General features: G+C 66.0%; 16 protein-coding genes. 7 read left to right on the top strand and 9 right to left on the bottom strand.

The window, feature by feature from the left end; all coding sequences use genetic code 11:
- Positions 1–24: 24 nt before the first annotated feature.
- Both CS1BSM3_RS13715 and hslV read left to right on the top strand, forming a co-directional pair.
- Positions 25–771, top strand: coding sequence for a class I SAM-dependent methyltransferase (locus CS1BSM3_RS13715; protein ID WP_072387611.1), 747 nt, complete (start codon positions 25–27; stop codon positions 769–771).
- Positions 772–879: 108 nt separating this feature from the next.
- On the top strand, positions 880–1,422 hold the full coding sequence (gene hslV / locus CS1BSM3_RS13720; RefSeq protein ID WP_072387612.1) for an ATP-dependent protease subunit HslV: 543 nt from the start codon (positions 880–882) through the stop codon (positions 1,420–1,422).
- Between the two features lie 88 nt (positions 1,423–1,510).
- Here hslV and CS1BSM3_RS13725 read toward each other — a convergent pair whose 3' ends face one another.
- The 3 genes from CS1BSM3_RS13725 to CS1BSM3_RS13735 all read right to left on the bottom strand — a co-directional run bounded on the left by CS1BSM3_RS13725 (position 1,511) and on the right by CS1BSM3_RS13735 (position 3,860).
- Positions 1,511–2,143, bottom strand: a complete 633-nt coding sequence (locus CS1BSM3_RS13725) for a GTP cyclohydrolase II (RefSeq protein ID WP_072387613.1) — start codon at positions 2,141–2,143, stop codon at positions 1,511–1,513.
- A 323-nt stretch (positions 2,144–2,466) separates the two neighbouring features.
- Positions 2,467–2,895 (bottom strand): GtrA family protein, encoded by a 429-nt coding sequence (locus CS1BSM3_RS13730; protein WP_083528570.1) that lies wholly within the window; start codon positions 2,893–2,895, stop codon positions 2,467–2,469.
- Complete coding sequence (locus tag CS1BSM3_RS13735) at positions 2,892–3,860, bottom strand: glycosyltransferase family 2 protein (RefSeq protein ID WP_072387614.1); 969 nt, start codon at positions 3,858–3,860, stop codon at positions 2,892–2,894. The genes CS1BSM3_RS13730 and CS1BSM3_RS13735 overlap by 4 nt, the downstream gene beginning before the upstream one ends.
- Before the next feature lie 507 nt (positions 3,861–4,367).
- On the opposite strand from CS1BSM3_RS13735, the gene CS1BSM3_RS13740 reads away from it, so the two are divergent.
- Complete coding sequence (locus CS1BSM3_RS13740; protein ID WP_072387615.1) at positions 4,368–5,117, top strand: YebC/PmpR family DNA-binding transcriptional regulator; 750 nt, start codon at positions 4,368–4,370, stop codon at positions 5,115–5,117.
- A gap of 18 nt (positions 5,118–5,135) precedes the next feature.
- Here the strand turns inward: CS1BSM3_RS13740 and CS1BSM3_RS13745 are convergent, their stop codons facing one another.
- Together CS1BSM3_RS13745 and CS1BSM3_RS13750 are read right to left on the bottom strand one after the other, a co-directional pair.
- Positions 5,136–6,761: a thiamine pyrophosphate-binding protein gene (locus CS1BSM3_RS13745; RefSeq protein WP_072387616.1), complete on the bottom strand. Its 1,626-nt coding sequence runs from the start codon at positions 6,759–6,761 to the stop codon at positions 5,136–5,138.
- Positions 6,762–6,913: 152 nt separating this feature from the next.
- Entirely contained in the window at positions 6,914–7,696 is a 783-nt protein-coding gene (locus CS1BSM3_RS13750) for a 2-keto-4-pentenoate hydratase (RefSeq protein WP_072387617.1), read from the bottom strand.
- A 183-nt stretch (positions 7,697–7,879) separates the two neighbouring features.
- Here CS1BSM3_RS13750 and CS1BSM3_RS13755 point away from each other — a divergent pair, with 183 nt between their 5' ends.
- Complete coding sequence (locus CS1BSM3_RS13755; protein WP_072387618.1) at positions 7,880–8,944, top strand: DUF2865 domain-containing protein; 1,065 nt, start codon at positions 7,880–7,882, stop codon at positions 8,942–8,944.
- A gap of 244 nt (positions 8,945–9,188) precedes the next feature.
- Positions 9,189–9,866 carry a GNAT family N-acetyltransferase gene (locus tag CS1BSM3_RS13760; RefSeq protein ID WP_083528571.1) on the top strand — a complete coding sequence of 226 codons (678 nt, stop codon included), beginning with the start codon at positions 9,189–9,191 and terminating at the stop codon, positions 9,864–9,866.
- Between the two features lie 85 nt (positions 9,867–9,951).
- Here CS1BSM3_RS13760 and gltX read toward each other — a convergent pair whose 3' ends face one another.
- The 4 genes from gltX to CS1BSM3_RS13780 all read right to left on the bottom strand — a co-directional run bounded on the left by gltX (position 9,952) and on the right by CS1BSM3_RS13780 (position 15,551).
- Positions 9,952–11,322, bottom strand: coding sequence for a glutamate--tRNA ligase (gene gltX, locus CS1BSM3_RS13765; protein WP_072387620.1), 1,371 nt, complete (start codon positions 11,320–11,322; stop codon positions 9,952–9,954).
- 213 nt (positions 11,323–11,535) lie between these two features.
- Positions 11,536–13,290 (bottom strand): NAD+ synthase, encoded by a 1,755-nt coding sequence (locus tag CS1BSM3_RS13770; protein WP_072387621.1) that lies wholly within the window; start codon positions 13,288–13,290, stop codon positions 11,536–11,538.
- Positions 13,291–13,395: 105 nt separating this feature from the next.
- A complete protein-coding gene (locus tag CS1BSM3_RS13775; RefSeq protein WP_072387622.1) occupies positions 13,396–14,181 on the bottom strand; it encodes a DUF1223 domain-containing protein in 786 nt (261 codons plus the stop codon).
- A gap of 500 nt (positions 14,182–14,681) precedes the next feature.
- Positions 14,682–15,551: a L,D-transpeptidase gene (locus tag CS1BSM3_RS13780; RefSeq protein WP_072387623.1), complete on the bottom strand. Its 870-nt coding sequence runs from the start codon at positions 15,549–15,551 to the stop codon at positions 14,682–14,684.
- A 938-nt stretch (positions 15,552–16,489) separates the two neighbouring features.
- On the opposite strand from CS1BSM3_RS13780, the gene CS1BSM3_RS13785 reads away from it, so the two are divergent.
- A complete protein-coding gene (locus tag CS1BSM3_RS13785) occupies positions 16,490–17,401 on the top strand; it encodes an ImuA family protein (protein ID WP_143149201.1) in 912 nt (303 codons plus the stop codon).
- Positions 17,331–19,037 (top strand): Y-family DNA polymerase, encoded by a 1,707-nt coding sequence (locus CS1BSM3_RS13790; RefSeq protein ID WP_072387625.1) that lies wholly within the window; start codon positions 17,331–17,333, stop codon positions 19,035–19,037. Before CS1BSM3_RS13785 ends, CS1BSM3_RS13790 begins: the two co-directional genes overlap by 71 nt.
- Positions 19,038–19,076 lie beyond the last annotated feature (39 nt).

Raw genomic sequence — 19,076 nt, forward strand, 5'->3', positions numbered from 1 at the left:
GCGGCGGCCGGGAAGGCGACGATCATGGACTATGATGGAACGGGCATAGCGCGTGTCTACGACAAGGCACGCACCCTGGCGCCCGAGGCGCTCCGGCTCTGGCTGGATCTGGTGGGGCGCGATGCGGCGCCCGCGCCTGGATCGCTGATCATCGATCTCGGGTGTGGCACGGGGCGCTTTTCGGAGCCGCTCGCCGAGCGTTTTGACGCGCGCGTGATCGGCATCGATCCTTCGAGCAAGATGCTCGATCAGGCGCGCCGGAAGCTGCGGGGCGATCGGGTCGCGTTCGAGACTGCCTCGGCCAGTGCGCTGCCGATTGCGGATGGCGCCGCCGACCTCGTGTTCATGTCGATGGTCTTCCATCGTTTCGATGATGCCGCGGCCGCCGCCAGGGAATGCCGGCGCGTACTTCGGGCCGGCGGCCACGTGGCCCTGCGCAATAGCACGCGCGAAACCGACTTCCCCAAATACCATTTCTTTCCCGCGATCGAGCCCATTGTCGCAAAGGAGCTTCCGTCGCGGAGCCGGATTGCGGAGCATTTCGAAAATGCAGGCATGAGGCTCAGCGTGCACGAGATCGTGCCGCAGGTGGTGGCCGACGACTGGCAGGCCTATGCGCAGAAGACGTCCCTGCGCGCGGACTCGTTTCTGTCCCGCATTTCCGATGCGGACTTTGCGGCCGGCATGGCGGCACTTCGCGCCCATGCGGCCGAGGCGCCGCCCGGCGAGGCCGTCACTGAAGATGTGGATTGGTTCGTGTTCGTCGCCTGAGGGGCCGCCGAGCAGGCAAGTCTAGGCTCTTGATTCAGGCGCGCGGCGCCACCATACCAATCACCATCAGCATTTCAGCCCGGCTGAGCCGCCGCCGGAGGAGAGTTCATGGAAATCTGGCACGGCACGACAATTCTAACGCTCCGCAAGAAGGGCCGCGTCGTCATTGCCGGCGATGGGCAGGTCAGTCTCGGCGCGACGGTCATCAAATCAAATGCCCGCAAGGTACGGACGCTCGGCCGGGGCGATGTGATCGGCGGATTTGCCGGCGCGACGGCCGATGCATTTACGCTGTTCGAGCGGCTCGAGGCGAAGCTCGAGCAGTACCCGGGTCAGCTCACGCGGGCCTGCGTCGAATTGGCCAAGGACTGGCGGACGGACCGTTTCCTGCGCCGGCTCGAGGCGATGATGCTCGTTGCCGATCGCGAGCGGACGCTCGTCCTCACGGGCACCGGCGATGTGCTCGAGCCCGAGCAGGACATCATGGGGATCGGCTCCGGCGGCAACTACGCGCTCGCCGCGGCGCGGGCGCTGATCGATACGGATCTCGATGCCGAGACCATCGCCAGAAAGGCGATGGCGATCGCCGCAGAAATCTGCGTCTACACGAACGGGAACCTCGTCGTGGAAACGCTCGAGTCGGCGCGGTGAAGTTGCGCTAGGCCCTCGAACGCAAACGAGGCGCCACTCAGTGGCGCCTCGCTCGCGTGTTCTGTTCCGCGAAAGCTGCAGGCGGCGCTCAGAGCGCGTGCGCCATGCGCGCTTTCTTGGTCTCGAGATAGCGCACATTGTGGGCGTTGGGCGTGCACACGACCGGCAGTCGCTCGATCACGTTGATGCCTTCCGCACGAAGTGCGTCGACCTTGGCAGGGTTGTTCGTCAGAAGCCGGATCTCCGGCAACGCGAGATCGAACAGGATGTGTGCAGCCAGGTCGTAGGTGCGTGCTTCGATCGGTGCGCCCACGGCGACGTTGGCGTCGACCGTGTCGTAGCCCTGATCCTGCAGCGCGTAGGCCCGGATCTTGTTCACGATCCCGATGCCGCGCCCCTCATGGTAGGGCAGGTAGATCAGCACGCCGAGCGGCGATGTCGTGATCGTCTCGAGTGCCGACTGCAATTGCGGATAGCAGTCGCACTTGAGCGAGTGGAAGATGTCACCGGTTATGCATCCGCTGTGAACGCGCACGACCGGCAGCTCACTGTTTGCCTGGTTCGCCCTGTGGATCAGGACAAACGCTTGATTGTGGGGGTCATGGCCCTGGTAGGCGCGAGCCTCCAGGTGCAATTCCCGCCCACGAAACTCGATCGGCAGGATTGTCTGTGCCGACCAATCGAGCTCAAGCGCGTAGGACTTAACCGCATTCGACTTCATATTTGCGCCTCCAGACGCATTTCCAAGCGCTTACGCCATCGCACCAAATAACGTCCATAGCCCTGCTACGGTTCCGAAGATCCTTTTATGTTAGGTGGGGTCGTGCCGAGTACGCCCACACGCAGCCGATGTCTTCGCAGCACGTTCATCCGGCGCGCGCAGCGAGTTCGAACTGCTATAAATTCTTCTGGAGCGATGACAATGGAATGCCATCGCGGATGAATACTCTATGAATGTTTCCTGCCTCGGCATTCGGAATGCTGCACCTAGCGCTTGCCTGCTTGTGCTTTCTTCCACTCTATCCCGCGTTGTTCGAGAAGCCATCAGGTCCTCCCCCGAAAGACGCGGTAACGCATTCCCATATATGCGAAAAATGTGGCGAGAATTGACGCAAGCACAAGCGCCGCCAGCGGATGGGTTCCGGGCGACACGAAAAGCACTGCAGCAAACACGGCGTAGTTGATCGCGGCTGCCGCCCATGCCGTTGCAGAATACTGAGTAAACTCCCAGAGTGTCGGCGGGGAGGTTAGAGAAAAGGTTAACCGCCGATGGGCGAGCCAGCCGGCCACCATCGCCCCCGAGATCGCGACAAGCCGCGCGATCAGGGGACTGAGGCCGAGCGCCAGAATGCCGACCTGGAGCAGCAGCGCGTCCGAGGAAAGCGCGATCAGCCCGGCCAGCAGGAAGCCCCCCCAGTGACGGAGTGGCGGCAGATTGCGGGCTGGATCGTTCTCGGAGGATTCGCGGGTCATGGCTCCGCGGCTCTCCTCTCGCTGGCTCGAGAGGTGCGGCTCTCGTCGAGGCCGATCTCGCGGGCGACGACGAACAAGGGGCGCCCTTTGACCTCCTCGTAGACGCGGCCGAGATACTCGCCGATGACGCCGAGCGAGATGAGCTGCACACCGGCGAAGAACATCACAGAGATGATCAGTGTCGGGAAACCGGGCGCGTTGATGCCGAAGACGAGCGCCTCCACCAGGATGTAGAGGGCGAACATGAACGCGAACGCCGATACGATGAGACCGAGATAGGACCAGACCCTGAGCGGAATGGTCGAGAAGGAGACGAGCCCGTCGAGCGCAAAGCGAAAGAGCTGGCGCGGGCGGAAGCGGGAGCGGCCTTCGCCCCGCGCCTCGACCGTATAGGGCACGCCGATCGACTTGAAGCCGACCCAGGCGAAGAGGCCCTTATTGAAGCGCGCCCGCTCGTCCATGCGGTTGAGAACATTGAGCACCTTGCGGTCGACGAGCCTGAAGTCACCCGCACCCAGCGGTAGCTCGGTTCGGCTCATCTTATTGAAGATGCGGTAGAAAAACCCTGCGAACAGGCGATGGGCCTTCGTGTCGGTCGCCCGGCTCTCGCGCGTCCCGTAGACGACGTCGTAGCCCTGTTCCCACTGCCGGATGAACACCGGGATCGTCTCGGGCGGATGCTGCAGGTCGCCGTCCATGACGATCGCCGCATCGCCGATGGCGTAGCGCAGACCGGCGGCGACGGCGATCTCCTTGCCGAAATTCCGGCTGAGTACGACGGCCTTGAAGCGCGGATCGCGGGCGTTGAGCGCGGCGAGCGCGGCGGGGGTGCCGTCGGTCGAGCCATCGTCGATGAGGATGACCTCCCACGGCCGCGCGAGGCCATCGAGGACGGCGACGAGCCGCTCCACCAGGCGCGGCAGTCCGCGCTCCTCGTTCAGCACCGGTATGACGATGGAAAGCATTCTGGGTTCACCGGACGCCGGCGATCTGCTTGGTTCCGGTCTCGCTAGACTCGCCTGAGGCACGGCCCGAGTCTCGTTCAACGATCGCCCCACCTACGGAGGATCACCACAGATGCAGTCAAGACCCGCTCCTGCGTCAACTTGATGGCTCGCACAGGGCGGGACGCGCGCAATCGAGCGCTCGACGCTGGAAGAATCCCACGCAGGCCAGGTCATTAGCAAGGTCGGCAGGGGACGAGACGTCTCGCGGTCGGCAGATTTCTTATGGCTTCTTCGGGGCGCCCAGTCCGGTCGCGTATATAACGACAATCGGTGGATTTTGCACGAGGTGAAGCGTATAAACCCGCCGGTCGGCCCTGCGGCGTCGAGACACAGCGCCTTGTTGTGGCTGGCCGCTTGCCGGTTGGCCCTTCAGAAAAGGGCGAAATAACAAAAATTTAGGGGCATCTCCTCGAGCCGCACTTTCGGCGATGGGACGCCCGCTATTCGAGGCGCGACGGATCATCGATGGCTGGCCATTCGCAATTCAAGAACATCATGCACCGCAAGGGCAAGCAGGATGCTGCCCGCTCGAAGCTCTTCGCCAAGCTCGCCCGCGAAATCACGGTCGCGGCGAAATCGGGTCTCCCTGATCCCGAGATGAATGCGCGGCTTCGCCTCGCCGTGCAGAACGCGCGCGCCGAGAACATGCCCAAGGACAACGTCGAGCGGGCCATCAAGAAGGCGGCCGGCAGCGCCGACGAGACCTACGACGAGATCCGCTACGAGGGCTATGGCCCGGGTGGCGTCGCGATCATCGTCGAGGCGCTGACGGACAACCGCAACCGGACGGGCGGCGCGATCCGCGCCGTGTTTACCAAGCACAATGGCAACCTCGGTGCGACCGGCGCCGTCTCGCACATGTTCTCGCGGGTCGGCGAGATCATCTATCCGGCGGCCGTCGGCAGTGCCGATGCCGTCCTCGAGGCCGCCATCGAGGCCGGTGCCGATGACGTCGCCTCGGACGAGAGCGGCCACACCATCGTCTGCGCCTTCGAGAGCATGGGCGCGGTGGCGTCGGCCCTCGAGGCTACGCTCGGGGCGCCGCAGTCGGTGAAGGCCGTCTGGAAGCCCGTGACCACCGCGCCGCTCGACGAGGACAACGCGGGGCAGATCCTGAAGCTCATCGCCGCGCTCGAGGACGACGACGACGTCCAGGCCGTGTTCGCGAACTTCGAGATCGACGACGCGACCCTGTCCCGCCTGACGGCGGCCTGATCGCGTCGCGCTTTTCGCTCAGATTACCGGCGCCGCGATCGGCTCGATCATCACGTTGACGCACGCCGGTTTGCCCGATGCGATCGCGCGTTCGATGGCCACTGGCAGCGCGGCGGCATCCTCGACGAACTCGCCGTGTCCGCCGAGCGCCGTGACGACCTGGTCATAGCGCGTCGGCAGCAGGCTGCAGCCGTGCATGCGCTGGGCGCCGTAGTCGCGGAGCTGGATCTGGCTCTCCGCGTTCCACATGGCATCGGTGCCGACGATCGCGACGAACGGCAGATTGTGCCGCACGGCCGTGTCGAACTCCGACATGTGAAAACCGAACGTGCCATCACCGACGACGGTAATGATCGGTGCCTTCGGCTCCCACGCGCGCGCGGCAACGGCGAACGGAATGCCGGCGCCGATCGAGCCGGCGACGCCATTGACGACGCGCCGCGGCGGCTGGATCAGGCTCTGGCCCCACTGGGCGAACTCGCCGCCGTCGCAGATGAGCACCGTATTCGGGTCGCGCAGGACGATCGGCTTCAGTGCCGTGAAGACCTCGACGGCATGCAGGCGGCCGTTCTTGCCTTTGAGCGTGGCCCAGCTCTCGGGGCGATGATCGAGCAAACGGCGCGCCTCGGCGAGCCATGTCGCTGCGCGCGGCGTGGATTTGAGCCCGCGCTCCGTCAGCGTGCGCACGGCGGCGCGGGCTTCGCCGATCACGCCCAGAGCCAGACGCTCGCCGATCTCCCCTTGAGCCCGGTCCAGCAGCGCGGCCTCGGCATCGATGCTGATGACGCGGCACGTCGGCTCGACGACCGGCGGCTGCGCCCACTTCAGCGTGAAGTCGAGCGGCTTGCCGAGCAGCACGATCAGGTCGGTCTGCTTGAGGAGCTGTGAGAAGGCGCCGAGCGTCGCGTCGCGGATGCCGCGCGGGCTCTCCATGAGCACGACTGGCGCCTGAACGGCCTTCTCCAGCTCTGCCAGAATTGGCCGGCCGTGGGGTCCGGAGAGATGAGGGGCCGCGATGATGAGCGGCGCCCGCGCCTTCGCGATGGCGTCGAGCACCGCATCGGCGATGGCGTCCGGAAGGGCTACGGGCGCGGCGCCGGGCAGGCGATCGGGGATCGCGCCGCGCGCCGCATCAACCTCCTCGTCGAGCAGGTCGGAGGGCAGGCTCAGATGCACAGGACCCGGGCGGCCGCTGCGGGCGATGTGCAGTGCCTTGGCGACGTCCTCGCCGAGGGCAGCCGCCGATGTGGATGTCCAGGAGGCTTTGGCGACTGGCCGGGCTAGATCGGCCTGCGCGATCTCCTGGAAGCCGCCGCGTCCAAGCTCATCCGTTGCGGCATGGCCCGAGAGCAGCACCATCGGCGACTCGTTGGCCAGCGCGGTGTAGAGCGCGCCGACGGCGTTCGCATGGCCCGGACCACCGGTCACCATCGCAATGCCGGGCTCTCCTGTCAGGCGGCCCCAGGCGTCGGCCATATGGACGGTCGCGGCTTCGTGGCGCACATGGATCAGCTCGAGCTTCGTCTCCAGCGCCGCGTCGAAGATCGACATGATGTGATTGCCGGAGAGCGTGAAGACCTTCTGCGTCCCGAGCTTCTCCAGCGTGCGCGCGACGATGTCGGCGCCCCTGATCGTGTCGGCCATGGCCGGCGTTCCTTCCCATACGGCGGTGTGCCCGTGATCCGGGCGCGTGACTGTAGGGGCCAACGGGTAGCACGTCGGCCTGGGGCTTTGAATGGTGAGCGGCGCGCGAGGTCATACGCACGGCGCATGGCCGACGCGATCGCAGCGGCGCCTCAGCTGAAGCGGACCTCGACCTTGCCGAGCGCGCCGAAATCGGCGACGGCGGTTTGCCCCCTCTGCAGAGGGACGATGCCCGTGCAGGTCCCCGTCGAGAGGATCTCTCCCTGTCTCAGGGTAGTGCCGGCAGCTCTGAGCTTTTCGACGACCCAGTCGAGCACGTTCCGCGGATCGCCGAGACATTCGGAGCCGCTGCCCTCGCCCGTGACCATGCCGTCGATGCGGAGTTGAACGGGGTGGCGCGCCGCGTCGATCCCGCGCCAGTCGGTGATCGGGGTGCCGAGGATCATCGCGTAATTGAGCATGCAGTCCGCTACGGCGGAGGCCACGTCGTCGAAGGGCATGCGCACGAACCGCGGGCTGATGATCTCGAAGCACGGGATCACGGCGTCGATCGCGTCGAGGATCTCCTCGCGCGCATAGGGCGCGGGGCGTGCCGGCAGATCCTTGCCGAGGCGATAGGCGAACTCGCTCTCGATGGCCATGTGCTGGAGGCTGCCGGCGGTGGGCGTCGCCGGGCTCGTGTGCACGTCGCGGGCGAAGAAGGGGCCGTAGATGGGCTCGCTGACGCCGAACCTCTCCATGGTGACGTGCGAGGTGGCGCCGATCTTCCAGCCGGCGAGCTTGTCGGGCCAGGTCTTGATGAAGGCATTCTGGATCTCGTAGCCCTCGGCCAGGGACCGCGGGCGGCTCGCCTCCGGCAACCGCTCCAGCAGGCGGCCCTCACGCCGGACAGTGGCGAGGGTCTCAGCAGCGGCCTCGAATCTGGCGCTATCCATTGATTGGGCTCCATCCCTGGTGAAGTGCTTGTTTGGCGCAGGCCCACGTCAGGTTGTGCACGAAGGCGCTCGCCGCAATTGCTCCGCATTGACGGCCTAGTTCACCATCATCATCATGCGCCGGCAAGTGCGCCGCCCTGCTGTTGCGGCGCGCAATTCTCCAGGTGCGCCGAGAGGCCTTGAATGAGCGGTTGGCGCAATCTGCGCTTAAGAGCGATCGCCGGGGTGGCGGCTGTGCTGGCCGTTACCGCGTTCGTACCTTTGCTCGGACCCTCCTTCGTGCCGTCGGCGCAGGCCCAGAGCGGCTGGTGGCCCTTCGGCGGTGACGATCGCCCGCGCCGCCCCGAGCCGCGCGAGCCCATGTATCGCGGTCCGGCCCAGCCGGGGTGGGGGCCGCCGGTGCGAGAGGCGCCGCCGCCGATGGCCGGTGGCAACATCTGTTTGCAGCTCGAGCAGCGGCTCGTCGCCGAAGGTCAGCGCGGCAATCAGCCCCGCGACGTTCTGCCGAAGATCGAAGCGGAGATGCGCCAGCTCGATCGCGATATCCGCTCGGCTCAGCTCCAGCTCGACCGGAACGAATGCTACGAGACGTGGCTCTTCTCGCGCACGCTCAAGCGCAGCCGCGTCTGCGTGGACCTCGCCCAGAAGTCCGAGGACATGCGGCGCCGGCAGAGCGAGCTCGACATCCAGCGCCAGCAGATCATGGGCACGAGCACGCGCTCGATGCAGGATGAGATCATCCGCGAGCTGGCGCGCAACAATTGCGGTGCGAACTATCAGCAGGAAGCGCGCCGTCGCGGCGGGTCCAACAACCCCTTCGGCTCGTTCTTCTGGCAGGATGAAGAGTCCGGTGCGCGTCCTCAGACACCGAGCAATCAGTTCGGTGCGCTTCCGTACGCGACCTACCGGACGCTCTGCGTGAGGCTCTGCGACGGGTACTATTTCCCGATCAGCTTCGCGACGCTGCCGAACCACTTCTCGCGCGACGTGGATGCGTGCCAGTCACGCTGCGCGGCGCCGACCGAGCTCTACTATCACCAGAACCCCGGTGGTGCGGTCGAGGAGATGGTGTCGGTCGCCGAGAACAAGCCTTACACCAGCATGAAGAATGCCTTCCGGCATCGCAAAGAGTACGTCGAGGGCTGCTCGTGCAAGCAGGCCGAGTACGTCCCCACGGCAGGTGAGCCCGGCGAGCGAAAAGCCCAGGCCACGGAGCCGCGCCCGGCGCAGGCAAGTCAGCGCCGATAGTGCGATTTGCGCTTCGGTGCGCCGCATTGCGGCATTAAGCCCGTTAATTCGACAAATGCCCTAAGCCTGTGGTCCGAAGGCACCACTCGGCCGCGAATCATTTGTCTAACAGGCGTTTAGAAATTTCCCCGTATTGCCGTCGGATCGCCGGACAGCCTAGGTTGCAACGTATCCGAAAAACGGTTGTCACAATCTGTAGATTGTAGTCAGCCGATTACTGGTATCTGCGTACAGGTCTTGTGTCATGAGTAGCCTTGCACGCCCGCACGACGTCCAGCAGAGCAGCGCGCATGACGCTCATGTCGCGGGACTTGTGCAGCTCCGTTCCATCAGCATCGATGACTGGTCCGATGTGCGCTACGTCCACGGCAGCGCATTCCGTGCACTCATCGGGCCGCATGTAGCGCCGACGTACGTCGACGAGTTCATGACGGCTCTCGGAGAGCCGGAATACGTCGACGGCTTCGGCGGCAGCAATCTGACCGGCGCCTGGCTCAACGGTGAGCTTGCCGGCACAGTGGGCTGGCGGCCGAGCGCCAGCTATGGACGTGTCGCGCGGATCGAGGGGCTGTTCGTACAGCCCCTTTTCACGTTCATGGGTCTCGGCTCGTCGTTGCTGGCCCATGCCGAGCTCGAGGCACAGAGTGCCGGCTTCAGCTCTGTGACGGTGCTCGCGACGTCTCACTCGCTGCCCTTCTTCATGCGCCTTGGCTACGACATCTACGTGCAGGGCGCGGGGCTGGCTCACGGTGCAGGCGACTTGCCGATGTTCCTCATGCGCAAGCAGGACATCGTGTCCTCGTCGAAGGCGGTGGTTTTGCGCAGCGGACTGCGGCGATCCCCGGAGACAGACGCGCCGACTGACGCCGGCCTGCCGCGGCGTCCGTTGCAGGCGCCCGAAAGGGTGCTGGCCGAGGATTGAGTTTCAAGAGCCCGCGGGGGGAGCGGGCGGGGGTGAGGGGCGGCGGTCATGTACCGCGTAGGGCCGCCCCTCACCCTCACCCGGCTCAAGCCGGGCGCCCGTTGAGCCGCGCCTCCGCGCGCGAGCGCCCGATCAGCGGCAACAGTGCGCGCAATTCCGGGCCGGCCTCGCGGGCCGTCAGCGCAAGTCGCAGCGGATGAAAGAGCGCTCGGCCCTTGATGCCGGTCGCATCGCGCACGGCGGTCGTCCACGCACCCCACGTCTCCGCATTCCACGGCTCCGGCGGCAGCAAACCGGCGGCGGTGGCGCAGAGCTTTGCATCCTCGATGCGCGGCGTCAGTGGACCATTGACCACCTCGAGCCAGGTGCGCACCTCGCCGAGTGTCGTGATGTTGCCGCGCACTGCTTCCCAGAGTTCCGCGGAAACCTGCAGGCCCAATGTCGCGAGATGCCCGGCCACCGCTTCGTGCGGCAGCATGTGAAGCAGCTTCGCGTTCAGGGCGCGCAGCTCGGCAATGTCGAAGCGCCCGGGCGCACGCGAGACCTTCGAGAGATCGAGGCGCTGGGCCAGCTCATCGAGGCTCGTGTACGGCGCAACGGCCTCGGATGTGCCGAGCAGCGCTGCGTGGCAAAGAACGGCGAGCGGCTCCAGGCCGTCGTCGCGCAGGCCCTTGATGGAGAGATCACCCGCGCGCTTGGAGAGGGCATGTCCATCGGCGCCGATCAGCAGGCTGTGATGGGCGAACTTTGGCGGCTCCGCGCCAAGTGCCTCGAAGAGCTGGATCTGCACGGCCGAGTTCGTGACGTGATCCTCGCCACGGATGATGTGGCTGATGGCGAAGTCGACGTCATCGATGACGCTGGTGAAAGTGTAGAGCGGCGTACCATCGGCGCGGATCAGAACCGGATCGGAGAGCGAGCCGATGTCCACCGTCTGCTCGCCGCGCACGACATCATGCCAGGTAACGAGCGTCGGCTGGGGCGCAAGGCCGCGCGACGGCTCGGTATTCTGAAGAAAGAAGCGCCAGTGCGGCTTTTCGCCGGCAGCGAGGCGCTGCTGCACTTCCGCCGCCGTCAGTTTCAGCGCGGCGCGATCGTAAATCGGTGGGAGGCCGCGGGTGCGCTGACGTGCGCGGCGGCGCTCGAGCTCGTCCTCCGTCTCGAAGCAGGCATAGAGGCGCCCCGCGTGCTTCAGCGCCTTCGCGACCTCCTCGTAGCGCGCGAGCCGGTCGGACTGGCGCGCCTCGCGATCCCACACGAGGCCGAGCCACGTGAGATCCTCGCGGATGGCATTGGCAAAGGCCGCGGTCGAACGCGAGAGATCGGTGTCGTCGAGGCGCAGCATGAAGCTGCCGCCATTGCGGCGCGCGAAGAGCCAGTTCAGCACGGCCGTGCGGATATTGCCGATGTGCAGGCGCCCGGTCGGGCTTGGTGCGAAGCGGACGGAGACGGTCATTGGTATACTCGGCGAGAGCGGATGATAGATCGAAGGCGGGCGCTAGCGCGTCTTCCCCCTCTCCCCATTGTCTTCAATGGGGAGAGGGCCGGGGTGAGGGGCGGCGGCACTTTCCGACATTAGAGTTTGCCGCCGCCCCTCACCCTAACCCTCTCCCCGCAAGGGCGGGGAGAGGGGATGAGTCTCCTTTCCCCGCAGCCTTCAACGCGAAAATCAAGAAACCTCACCGCCGTCGGCGCGCGGCTGCACCAGTTGCGGTGTGCGTTGGGTCGCGGTGGCGCCCTCGGCCTTCGGTGCCGAAAGCTCCTCGCGGAAGCGGTTGGTGATCGGATAGCGCCGATCGCGCCCGAAGCCGCGGCTCGAGATCTTGACGCCCGGTGCCGCCTGGCGCCGCTTGTACTCGGCAAGATAGAGCAGCCGCTCGATCTTCTTGACGGTCTCGGCAGCATGGCCGCGTGCGACGATGTCGGGGAGCGGCATCTCGTGCTCGACAAGGCAGTTGAGGATGTCGTCGAGCACGGGATAGGGCGGCAGGCTGTCCTGGTCGGTCTGATTGTCGCGCAGCTCCGCGCTCGGCGCCTTCGTCAGAATGCGCTCTGGGATGACGATGCCGGCCGGGCCTTTGCCGCCGCGCGGCACATGGGCATTGCGCCAGCTCGAGAGGCGGTAGACCTCCATCTTGTAGAGATCCTTGATCGGATTGAAGCCGCCGTTCATGTCGCCGTAGATCGTGGCATAGCCGACCGACATCTCGCTCTTGTTGCCGGTCGTCAGCAGCATCGAGCCGTTCTTGTTGGAGATCGCCATCAGCGTCGTGCCGCGCACGCGGCTCTGGATATTCTCTTCGGTCGTGTCGGGGGCGCGATTGCCGAAGACCGGCGCCAGCATGTGGTAGAAGCCGTCGACGGCTTCCGCGATCGGCACCGTGTCATAGTGCACGCCGAGCGCTTTGGCGCAGGCGGCAGCATCCGCGAGGCTGTCGCTCGACGTATATCGATACGGCAGCATCACGCAGTGCACGCGCTCCGGTCCGAGCGCATCGACGGCCATCGCGGCAACGAGGGCGCTGTCGATGCCGCCGGAGAGACCGAGCACGACGCTCGGAAAGCGGTTCTTCTCGACGTAGTCGCGCAAACCGAGCACGGACGCCTGATAGCCGGCGGCATCATCCTCCGCGAGGCGCGCGCGCGGGCCGGTCTTGCAGCGCCAGCCGTCGTCGGTCTTTTCCCAGTGGGTGACGGCGATGTCCTCTTCCCAATCCGGCATCTGGACGGCGAGGCTCGCGTCCGCATTGAGGACGAAAGAGGCGCCGTCGAACACGAGCTCGTCCTGCCCGCCCGTCTGGTTGAGATAGGCGAGCGGCAGGCCCGTCTCAGTCACGCGCGCGACGGCGATGTTGAGGCGGACATGGCTCTTCTTCCAGTCGAAGGGCGAGCCGTTCGGGACGATGAGGATTTCGGCACCGCACTCGGCGAGACATTCGGTGACCTCGTCGGTCCAGATGTCCTCGCAGATGGGCACGCCGATCTTGACGCCGCGAAAGTTGATGGGCCCCGGGAGCGGTCCCGCGTCGAAGACGCGCTTCTCGTCGAACACGCCGTAGTTCGGCAGGTCGACCTTCATGCGCACGGCCGCGACCTTGCCTTCATCCAGCAGGGCGACCGCGTTGTAGACTTTGCCGTTCTCCGGCCAGACGGTGCCGATGAGCACGGCCGGTCCCGGACCGAGGTCGGCTGCGAGCTGTTCGACGGCTGCCCGGCAGGCCGCGGCGAAGGCCGGCTTGCGCACGAGATCCTCGGGCGGGTAGCCGCACACATACAACTCCGGCATCACCAGAAGATCGGCCCCTTGGCGGGCGGCATCGGCGCGCGCACGCACGAGCTTCGCCACGTTTCCGGCGATATCGCCGAGAACGGGGTTGAGCTGAGCGAGCGCGATTGAAAGAGAGCGGGCAGGTGTGTTCGACATGCTCGGAAAATAGAGCGAGGGGGGGCCGTGGTGCAACGCCGCTCTTGCGCTGCGGTGTCAGCCATGCAGGGCCGCAACGGCCCTGCGCCAGGGGCTAGCCGAGAGCTACCATTCCCTGAGGAGCGCCGCGCCCACGATAGCGCCGGCATCTCCGTGCTGAAGGATGATGGCACATCCGTCGGCGCCGGACTGCTTCACGGCGTGGTGAGCGATCTTGATCGTGGCGGCCGAGCCGTTCCACACGCCGACCGGCATCCACTCGCGGACGACGTTGTGGTAGACGCCGACCTTGCCGGTGTTCTCGCCCCGCTTGATCTTCACCTCGATCTCGCGACGGATGAGAGCGAGCCAGATGGTCGCCTCAGCGGCCTTGGAGGGATCGCGGGCGGCCTCCAGGTCGATCACGATATGCTCTTTGCCGCTGCGTACCTGGACGCCGACGCGCATCGGATCGATGTAAGGCGTGGTAGCCGCGATCGCCTTGTCGATGTCCTTCTCGCTCGAGCCCAGGGCGTGCTTCAGTCCATTGACGACGACCTGCGGCGTGTATACGCGGCCGTCGCCACGCGCCTTGGAGTAGGCGCGCTGGCGCGCGCTGAACTTCGGGCTTGCGAGCGTGTCCTTCCAGCCGAGGTAGTCCCAGTAATCGACGGGGAAGGTGAGCGCGACGACGTTGGGGCGCTCTGCAAGGGTCTTGAGGAGTGCGTCCGCCATCGGGCATGACGCGCATCCCTGGCTGGTGAAGAGCTCGATCACCGTGATCGCGGGAGTGCCTGCAGTGGCGGGCTTTCCCTCGGACTTTTCGAAGCCCGCTGCCGAAGCTGGTCCCGCCAGCATCGCACCGACCACGGCCAGCGCGAAATACCTCGACCAGTCAGTGAGTGCGCGCATGTATCCTCGGTCCGGTAGAGCCAGGGTTCTCATGCGACGCGCGGGAAGCGGCGCGGAAACGTACTCCGAATGACATCATCCACGACGCGCTCGAAGCGTTGCCCGTCTTGGCGAGAGACGCCGGAGCGCAGCAGCAATACTGCGGAGCGGCCAGCCGAATTAACGACGGCTCGGGGCGCGGGAATGGTGTCGGCATGGCCAAGTGATATCGCTCTTTGCCACTTCAATTGCGAGTCACGAATGCTTGACGAAGTCGGTGGTAGCCGCTGCCTCCAGCCGTTGCAAATCGAATGACCCAGCAGCGTAACCGTTCAAGGTTCGTGCGCCGCTGCGTGCAGCACGAAGGCCACATTGCGCGTGTGCAAAATGAGCGCGCCGAGACTCCGCAGCGCTGCATACCTGCGCGCAACGTGGCCACACTTCTGGAACGCAAAACGATTGCGGCCTGCCGATGAAGGCAGGCCGCATACATATCGTTGGTGTTCGTCCGCGAGACTTGCTCAGTAGACGGAGACGCTTTGCTGAGGTGCCACAGCGTTGCTGCTCACCGGCGTCTGCTCCTGCTTCTTCGGCGCATTGCCGCTGCTGACGGGCCGCTTCTGCTGAGCGCGCTGCTTGGGGCGCTCGGCGCGGCGCGGCGCGGGCTCCTCCTGGTCCATCCACGGGAAGATGAAGCCCGAGCCGAAGCCGGACGAGGCCGAGAAGCCCGACGAGCTGCGCGAGGCCGTGCGATCCACGACGCCGCTGCCACCGCCCCACGACGCAACGGGCGCCGCCGAAGTCGTGTAGCGGTTCCAGGTCACGGTGACGCGCGTGCCGACGGGGATACGATCATAGAGATCGATCACGTCCTTATTGTACATGCGGATGCAGCCCTTCGAGACTGCCTGCCCGATCGACCACGGCGCGTCCGTGCCATGAATGCGGTACATGGTGGCGCCGAGGTAGAGCGCGCGCGCACCCATCGGGTTCATCGGGTGGCCGCCCGGCACGTGCCGCGGCAGCTTCGGGTTCTCGCGCAGCATTTCAGCGGTCGGCGTCCACGGCGGATCGACGCGCTTCGAGGAGACCTGCAGCGTTCCCTGCCAGCGGCTCTGCTCGCGGGGAACGGCGATCGGATAGCTGATCGCTTCGCCGGGCTTGGTGACCCAGTAGAGACGGCGGTCGCCGAAGCTCACGATGACCTGGCCGGGACGATGCTGCACTCCGAAGCGCACGATCTCCTTGCCGCTGCCGCCTACCTGGCTGCCGCCTCCCCAGAGCCAGCTCAGGCCCTGGGCTTGCGCTGTGGTCGGTGCGACCGGCACGAGGGCCGCGAAGGCCAGGGCGGCGCCGGCGAGCAGAGTACGGGTGGATGCATAACCGATCATTCTCGTCTCCGGTCTTGTTCTTTTTGCCCCCCGCATGGTGCGCATGGGCTTAAGTTCATTTTCTCGGGCGCCAGGGGCAGTACCCTGTGCGCGTATGCCGTTCAGTTCTCGTCCGACGCAAAGAGCCGGCGTCACCATGACCAGGGCGCCAGCCCAAGTCGGTGAGACGTGGTGCGCGAGGAAGGCGCTGCGTGTGTACGGTGCCCCGTTAAGCTGAAATTATGGTTACGAGTCCCCGCCATCGCCGCTAGTTGGCCAGCATCACGGTGGCGTTGTCTCAACGCGCCATCGCCTGAGTTGTTGCTGGATCTCCCCCGCCAGTGATTGCGGACGACCTGTCTTCGGCTCGGTGGCTGCCCACCCTTTGTCCCACCGCCGGGTCTGGCAGCTTCGGTCCGAACCGATGTGGCCGTCATTCTGGCGACGCTTCGAAGTGGATGCAACGGCACGAGGGGTGATCTGGTCTTCACGAAGGCGAGATTGTGCGCATTTCAAGGAAAGTGTGTGAATCCGGTCACGTAACTCGCGGCTATAGCGGATTCATCTTCCGATATTCTGTTTGCAGATGAGGTGTTGGGAGCCTGTCGGCCGGCTGTTGGGAACGTGTGATTTTGTTGGTGGCGAAGGTCGACCTTGAAAGGGCCGCTGGGCCCGTTGATCTCTTTTTGTTCCTGATTTTCGTTGACATCCGACGGGGTTGGAGGTAAGAACAAAGGAAGAACTTGAGCTGCCCTGAGTGAGTCTCCAGTCAGTAACGGGGCGGTTCTGCGGTAGGTGGACCATACGCAGTTTCGAAGAGCGTACCCTTGGACAAGGAGCCCCGAGACCCCCTCTCACCCCAGCCCTTGGCCAGGCGGATCTTCGTAGTTCGTAGCAATACGGACGAAAGTGGCAGTGCGAGTACGAGTGTAAGTACCAGTAAGAGTACGAGTAGGCGTATGCGTCTCCCTGGCGGCGGTGCGGTTGCCCCCTTTTTCGCACCGCCGCCAGCCCCCCATTCCCAACAGGCCCGGCCCCAGCAGGCACGGCTCGAGCAGCTCAGGGCTTTGCTGGCAACACTCGAGCGACGTCCGGGTTTTGACCGTGGCCCGGCGAGCGTGCCTGCTGCAGAGCTCCCCGAAGAAGCCTGCTGGACTCTCGGTCACCCGGACGTGGACGGCTGGCTGCCCGGCCGGCATCTCGATGCCGCCAGCCTCGGCGAGATCAAGCCCGAGACCTACCGGGACCTCCCGGCCGCCCTCACCTTCGCCCTCCTGCTGGCGTCTCGCCGTCTCGGCATGGACCGCACAGGCAACGTGGCGCCGACTGTTCCACGCCCTGTCTCGCCGGGCCTCGTGGTGTGGTGCTGGCCGGCGCGGCTCGCTCGCGAGTGCGGCGGGCTCTATGGCCCCGGCCTCGTGCGCCTCGGACTCGATCCGGCGCGCGTGCTGCTGGTCGAGACGGCCACGCCGGCCGAGACCCTCTGGGCCATGGAGGAGAGTATCGCATCGGCCGCGGCGTCGATCGTTATTGGCAACCTCGATACGGTTGCTCTGACGCCGGCGCGGCGCCTTGCGCTGGCTGCGGCCGCGCATCGAACGCCGGCCCTCGTGGTGACGGCCGCCCGTTCGCCCGCCATGGCGGCCACCTTCGCCCGCTGGCGCATTGCCGCTGCCCCGAGTGCGCAGCATCCCCTCGATCCCGCTGCGCCCGGCGATCCGCGCTTCACGCTCACCCTCGAGCGCTGCCGCGGTACGGCGATGGGCGCAGCGTTGCAGTCTTCTGTTGTGGAGTGGAGTCATGACGCGCATCGTTTCCGTGTGGCTGCCGGCATGGCCGATCGAACGTCTGAGACGGCATCGTGGGCTTGAGGAAGTGCCTGCGGATCGGCCGCTGGCACTGGTCGCCCATGGTGCGCACGGGCTCGAGATCGCGGCTGCGAACGAGGCCGCACGGGCGCTCCGCGTGCAGACCGGTGCCGGGCTCGCCGATACGCGGGCGGCGCTCCCCGCCCTGATCACCTTGCCTGCCGAGCGCGACAGAGATCGCGATGATCTCCTGCGTCTCGCGCGCTGGTGCGGCCGCTATGGGCCGGCGCGGCACGTCGATGCTGAGGACGGCCTCTGGATCGACATCACCGGGGTCGGGCATCTCTTCTTGCCGAAGCTGGCAACCGGATCAGCCGCAGCGATGCCGCATGAAAATGACGAGGCCGGCGAGCGAGCGCTGCTCGCCGATCTCACAGCGCGCTTTTCGAGGCTCGGTCTGACGGCGCGAGCGGCGTGCGCCGACACGCTCGGTGCTGCGCACGCGCTCGCCCGATTCGCGGCGGAAGGCTCTTTCGTGATCGCACCGCGGGGAGAGGCGAGCTCCGTGCTCGCGCCGCTGCCGGTTGCTGCCTTACGCATTGACATCGACGCCGTCCGCTTGCTCGAGCGGCTCGGCCTTCGGCGCATTGGCCAGCTTTATGGTCTTCCGCGCGCCGCTCTCGAGCGCCGCTTCCGTGCTCTGAACCGCAAAGACAAGCCAGGGGCCGAGACGATTGCCACGGTGCTGCTGCGTCTCGATCAGGCGCTCGGTCACTATGGCGAGCCTCGTGCGCCGCTCGTCCAAATACCGGACTTTACTGCCCGCCTGTCATTCTCCGATCCGCTGCTCATTGCGGCCAGCGTCGAGGCGGCACTCGAGCGGCTGTGCAGCGACCTGGTCGGGATGTTGGTCGAAGCCGGTGCCGGCGGGCGTCGCTTCTGTCTCTCGCTCTATCGCTCGGATGGCACTCTCGGCGAGGTCGCGGTCGGCACCAGTACGCCCTGTCGGGACGAAGCGCACATCGGCCGTCTGCTGCGTGAGAAGATCGCGCACTTCGATGCCGGCTTCGGCATCGATCTGATGACGCTCGAAGCGCACGAGGTGGCGCCGCTCGACGCACGCCAGCAAGGGCTCGATGCGGATGCGACCGGCGAGCACGCGCGCGCGGCCGCCCGGCTCGTCGATCGACTCTCGGGCCGTCTCGGCACGCGCTGCGTCATGCGTCTCCTGCCTCGTGCGAGCCACATCCCGGAGGCCGCGCAGAAGCACGCGCCGGCCCTTGGGATGGATCAAGCGAAGATATCAGCCGCGTTCGAGGCTTCCTTGCCCACTTTCGACGGCCGCCGTCCCCCCTTCCTGCTGGATCCGCCCGAGCCGATCGAGGTCCTCGCGGCCATTCCCGAAGGTGCGCCGGCTCTCATCGTCTGGCGGCGCGTGCGCCGGCGGATCGTGCGCGCCGAAGGGCCCGAGCGGATTGCGCCCGCCTGGTGGGCAGCCTACGTGCCCCGCGCGCCCGAGGCGTGTGCCGGCGCGCGCCTGACCCGCGACTACTACTTCATCGAGGAGGCCAGTGGTGCGCGCTACTGGGTCTTCCGCGCCGGCCTCTACGACAAGGAGAGAGACGGGGAGTGTGGCGGGGATGACGATGATCCTCAGGCCCGGACGCCGCGCTGGTTCATGCACGGGCTGATGCCGTGAAGCTGATGCTCAGAGACTTGATACCAAGAGACTCGCTGT

Origin of the sequence: Hyphomicrobium sp. CS1BSMeth3, assembly GCF_900117415.1 — a bacterium.
Classification (GTDB): domain Bacteria; phylum Pseudomonadota; class Alphaproteobacteria; order Rhizobiales; family Hyphomicrobiaceae.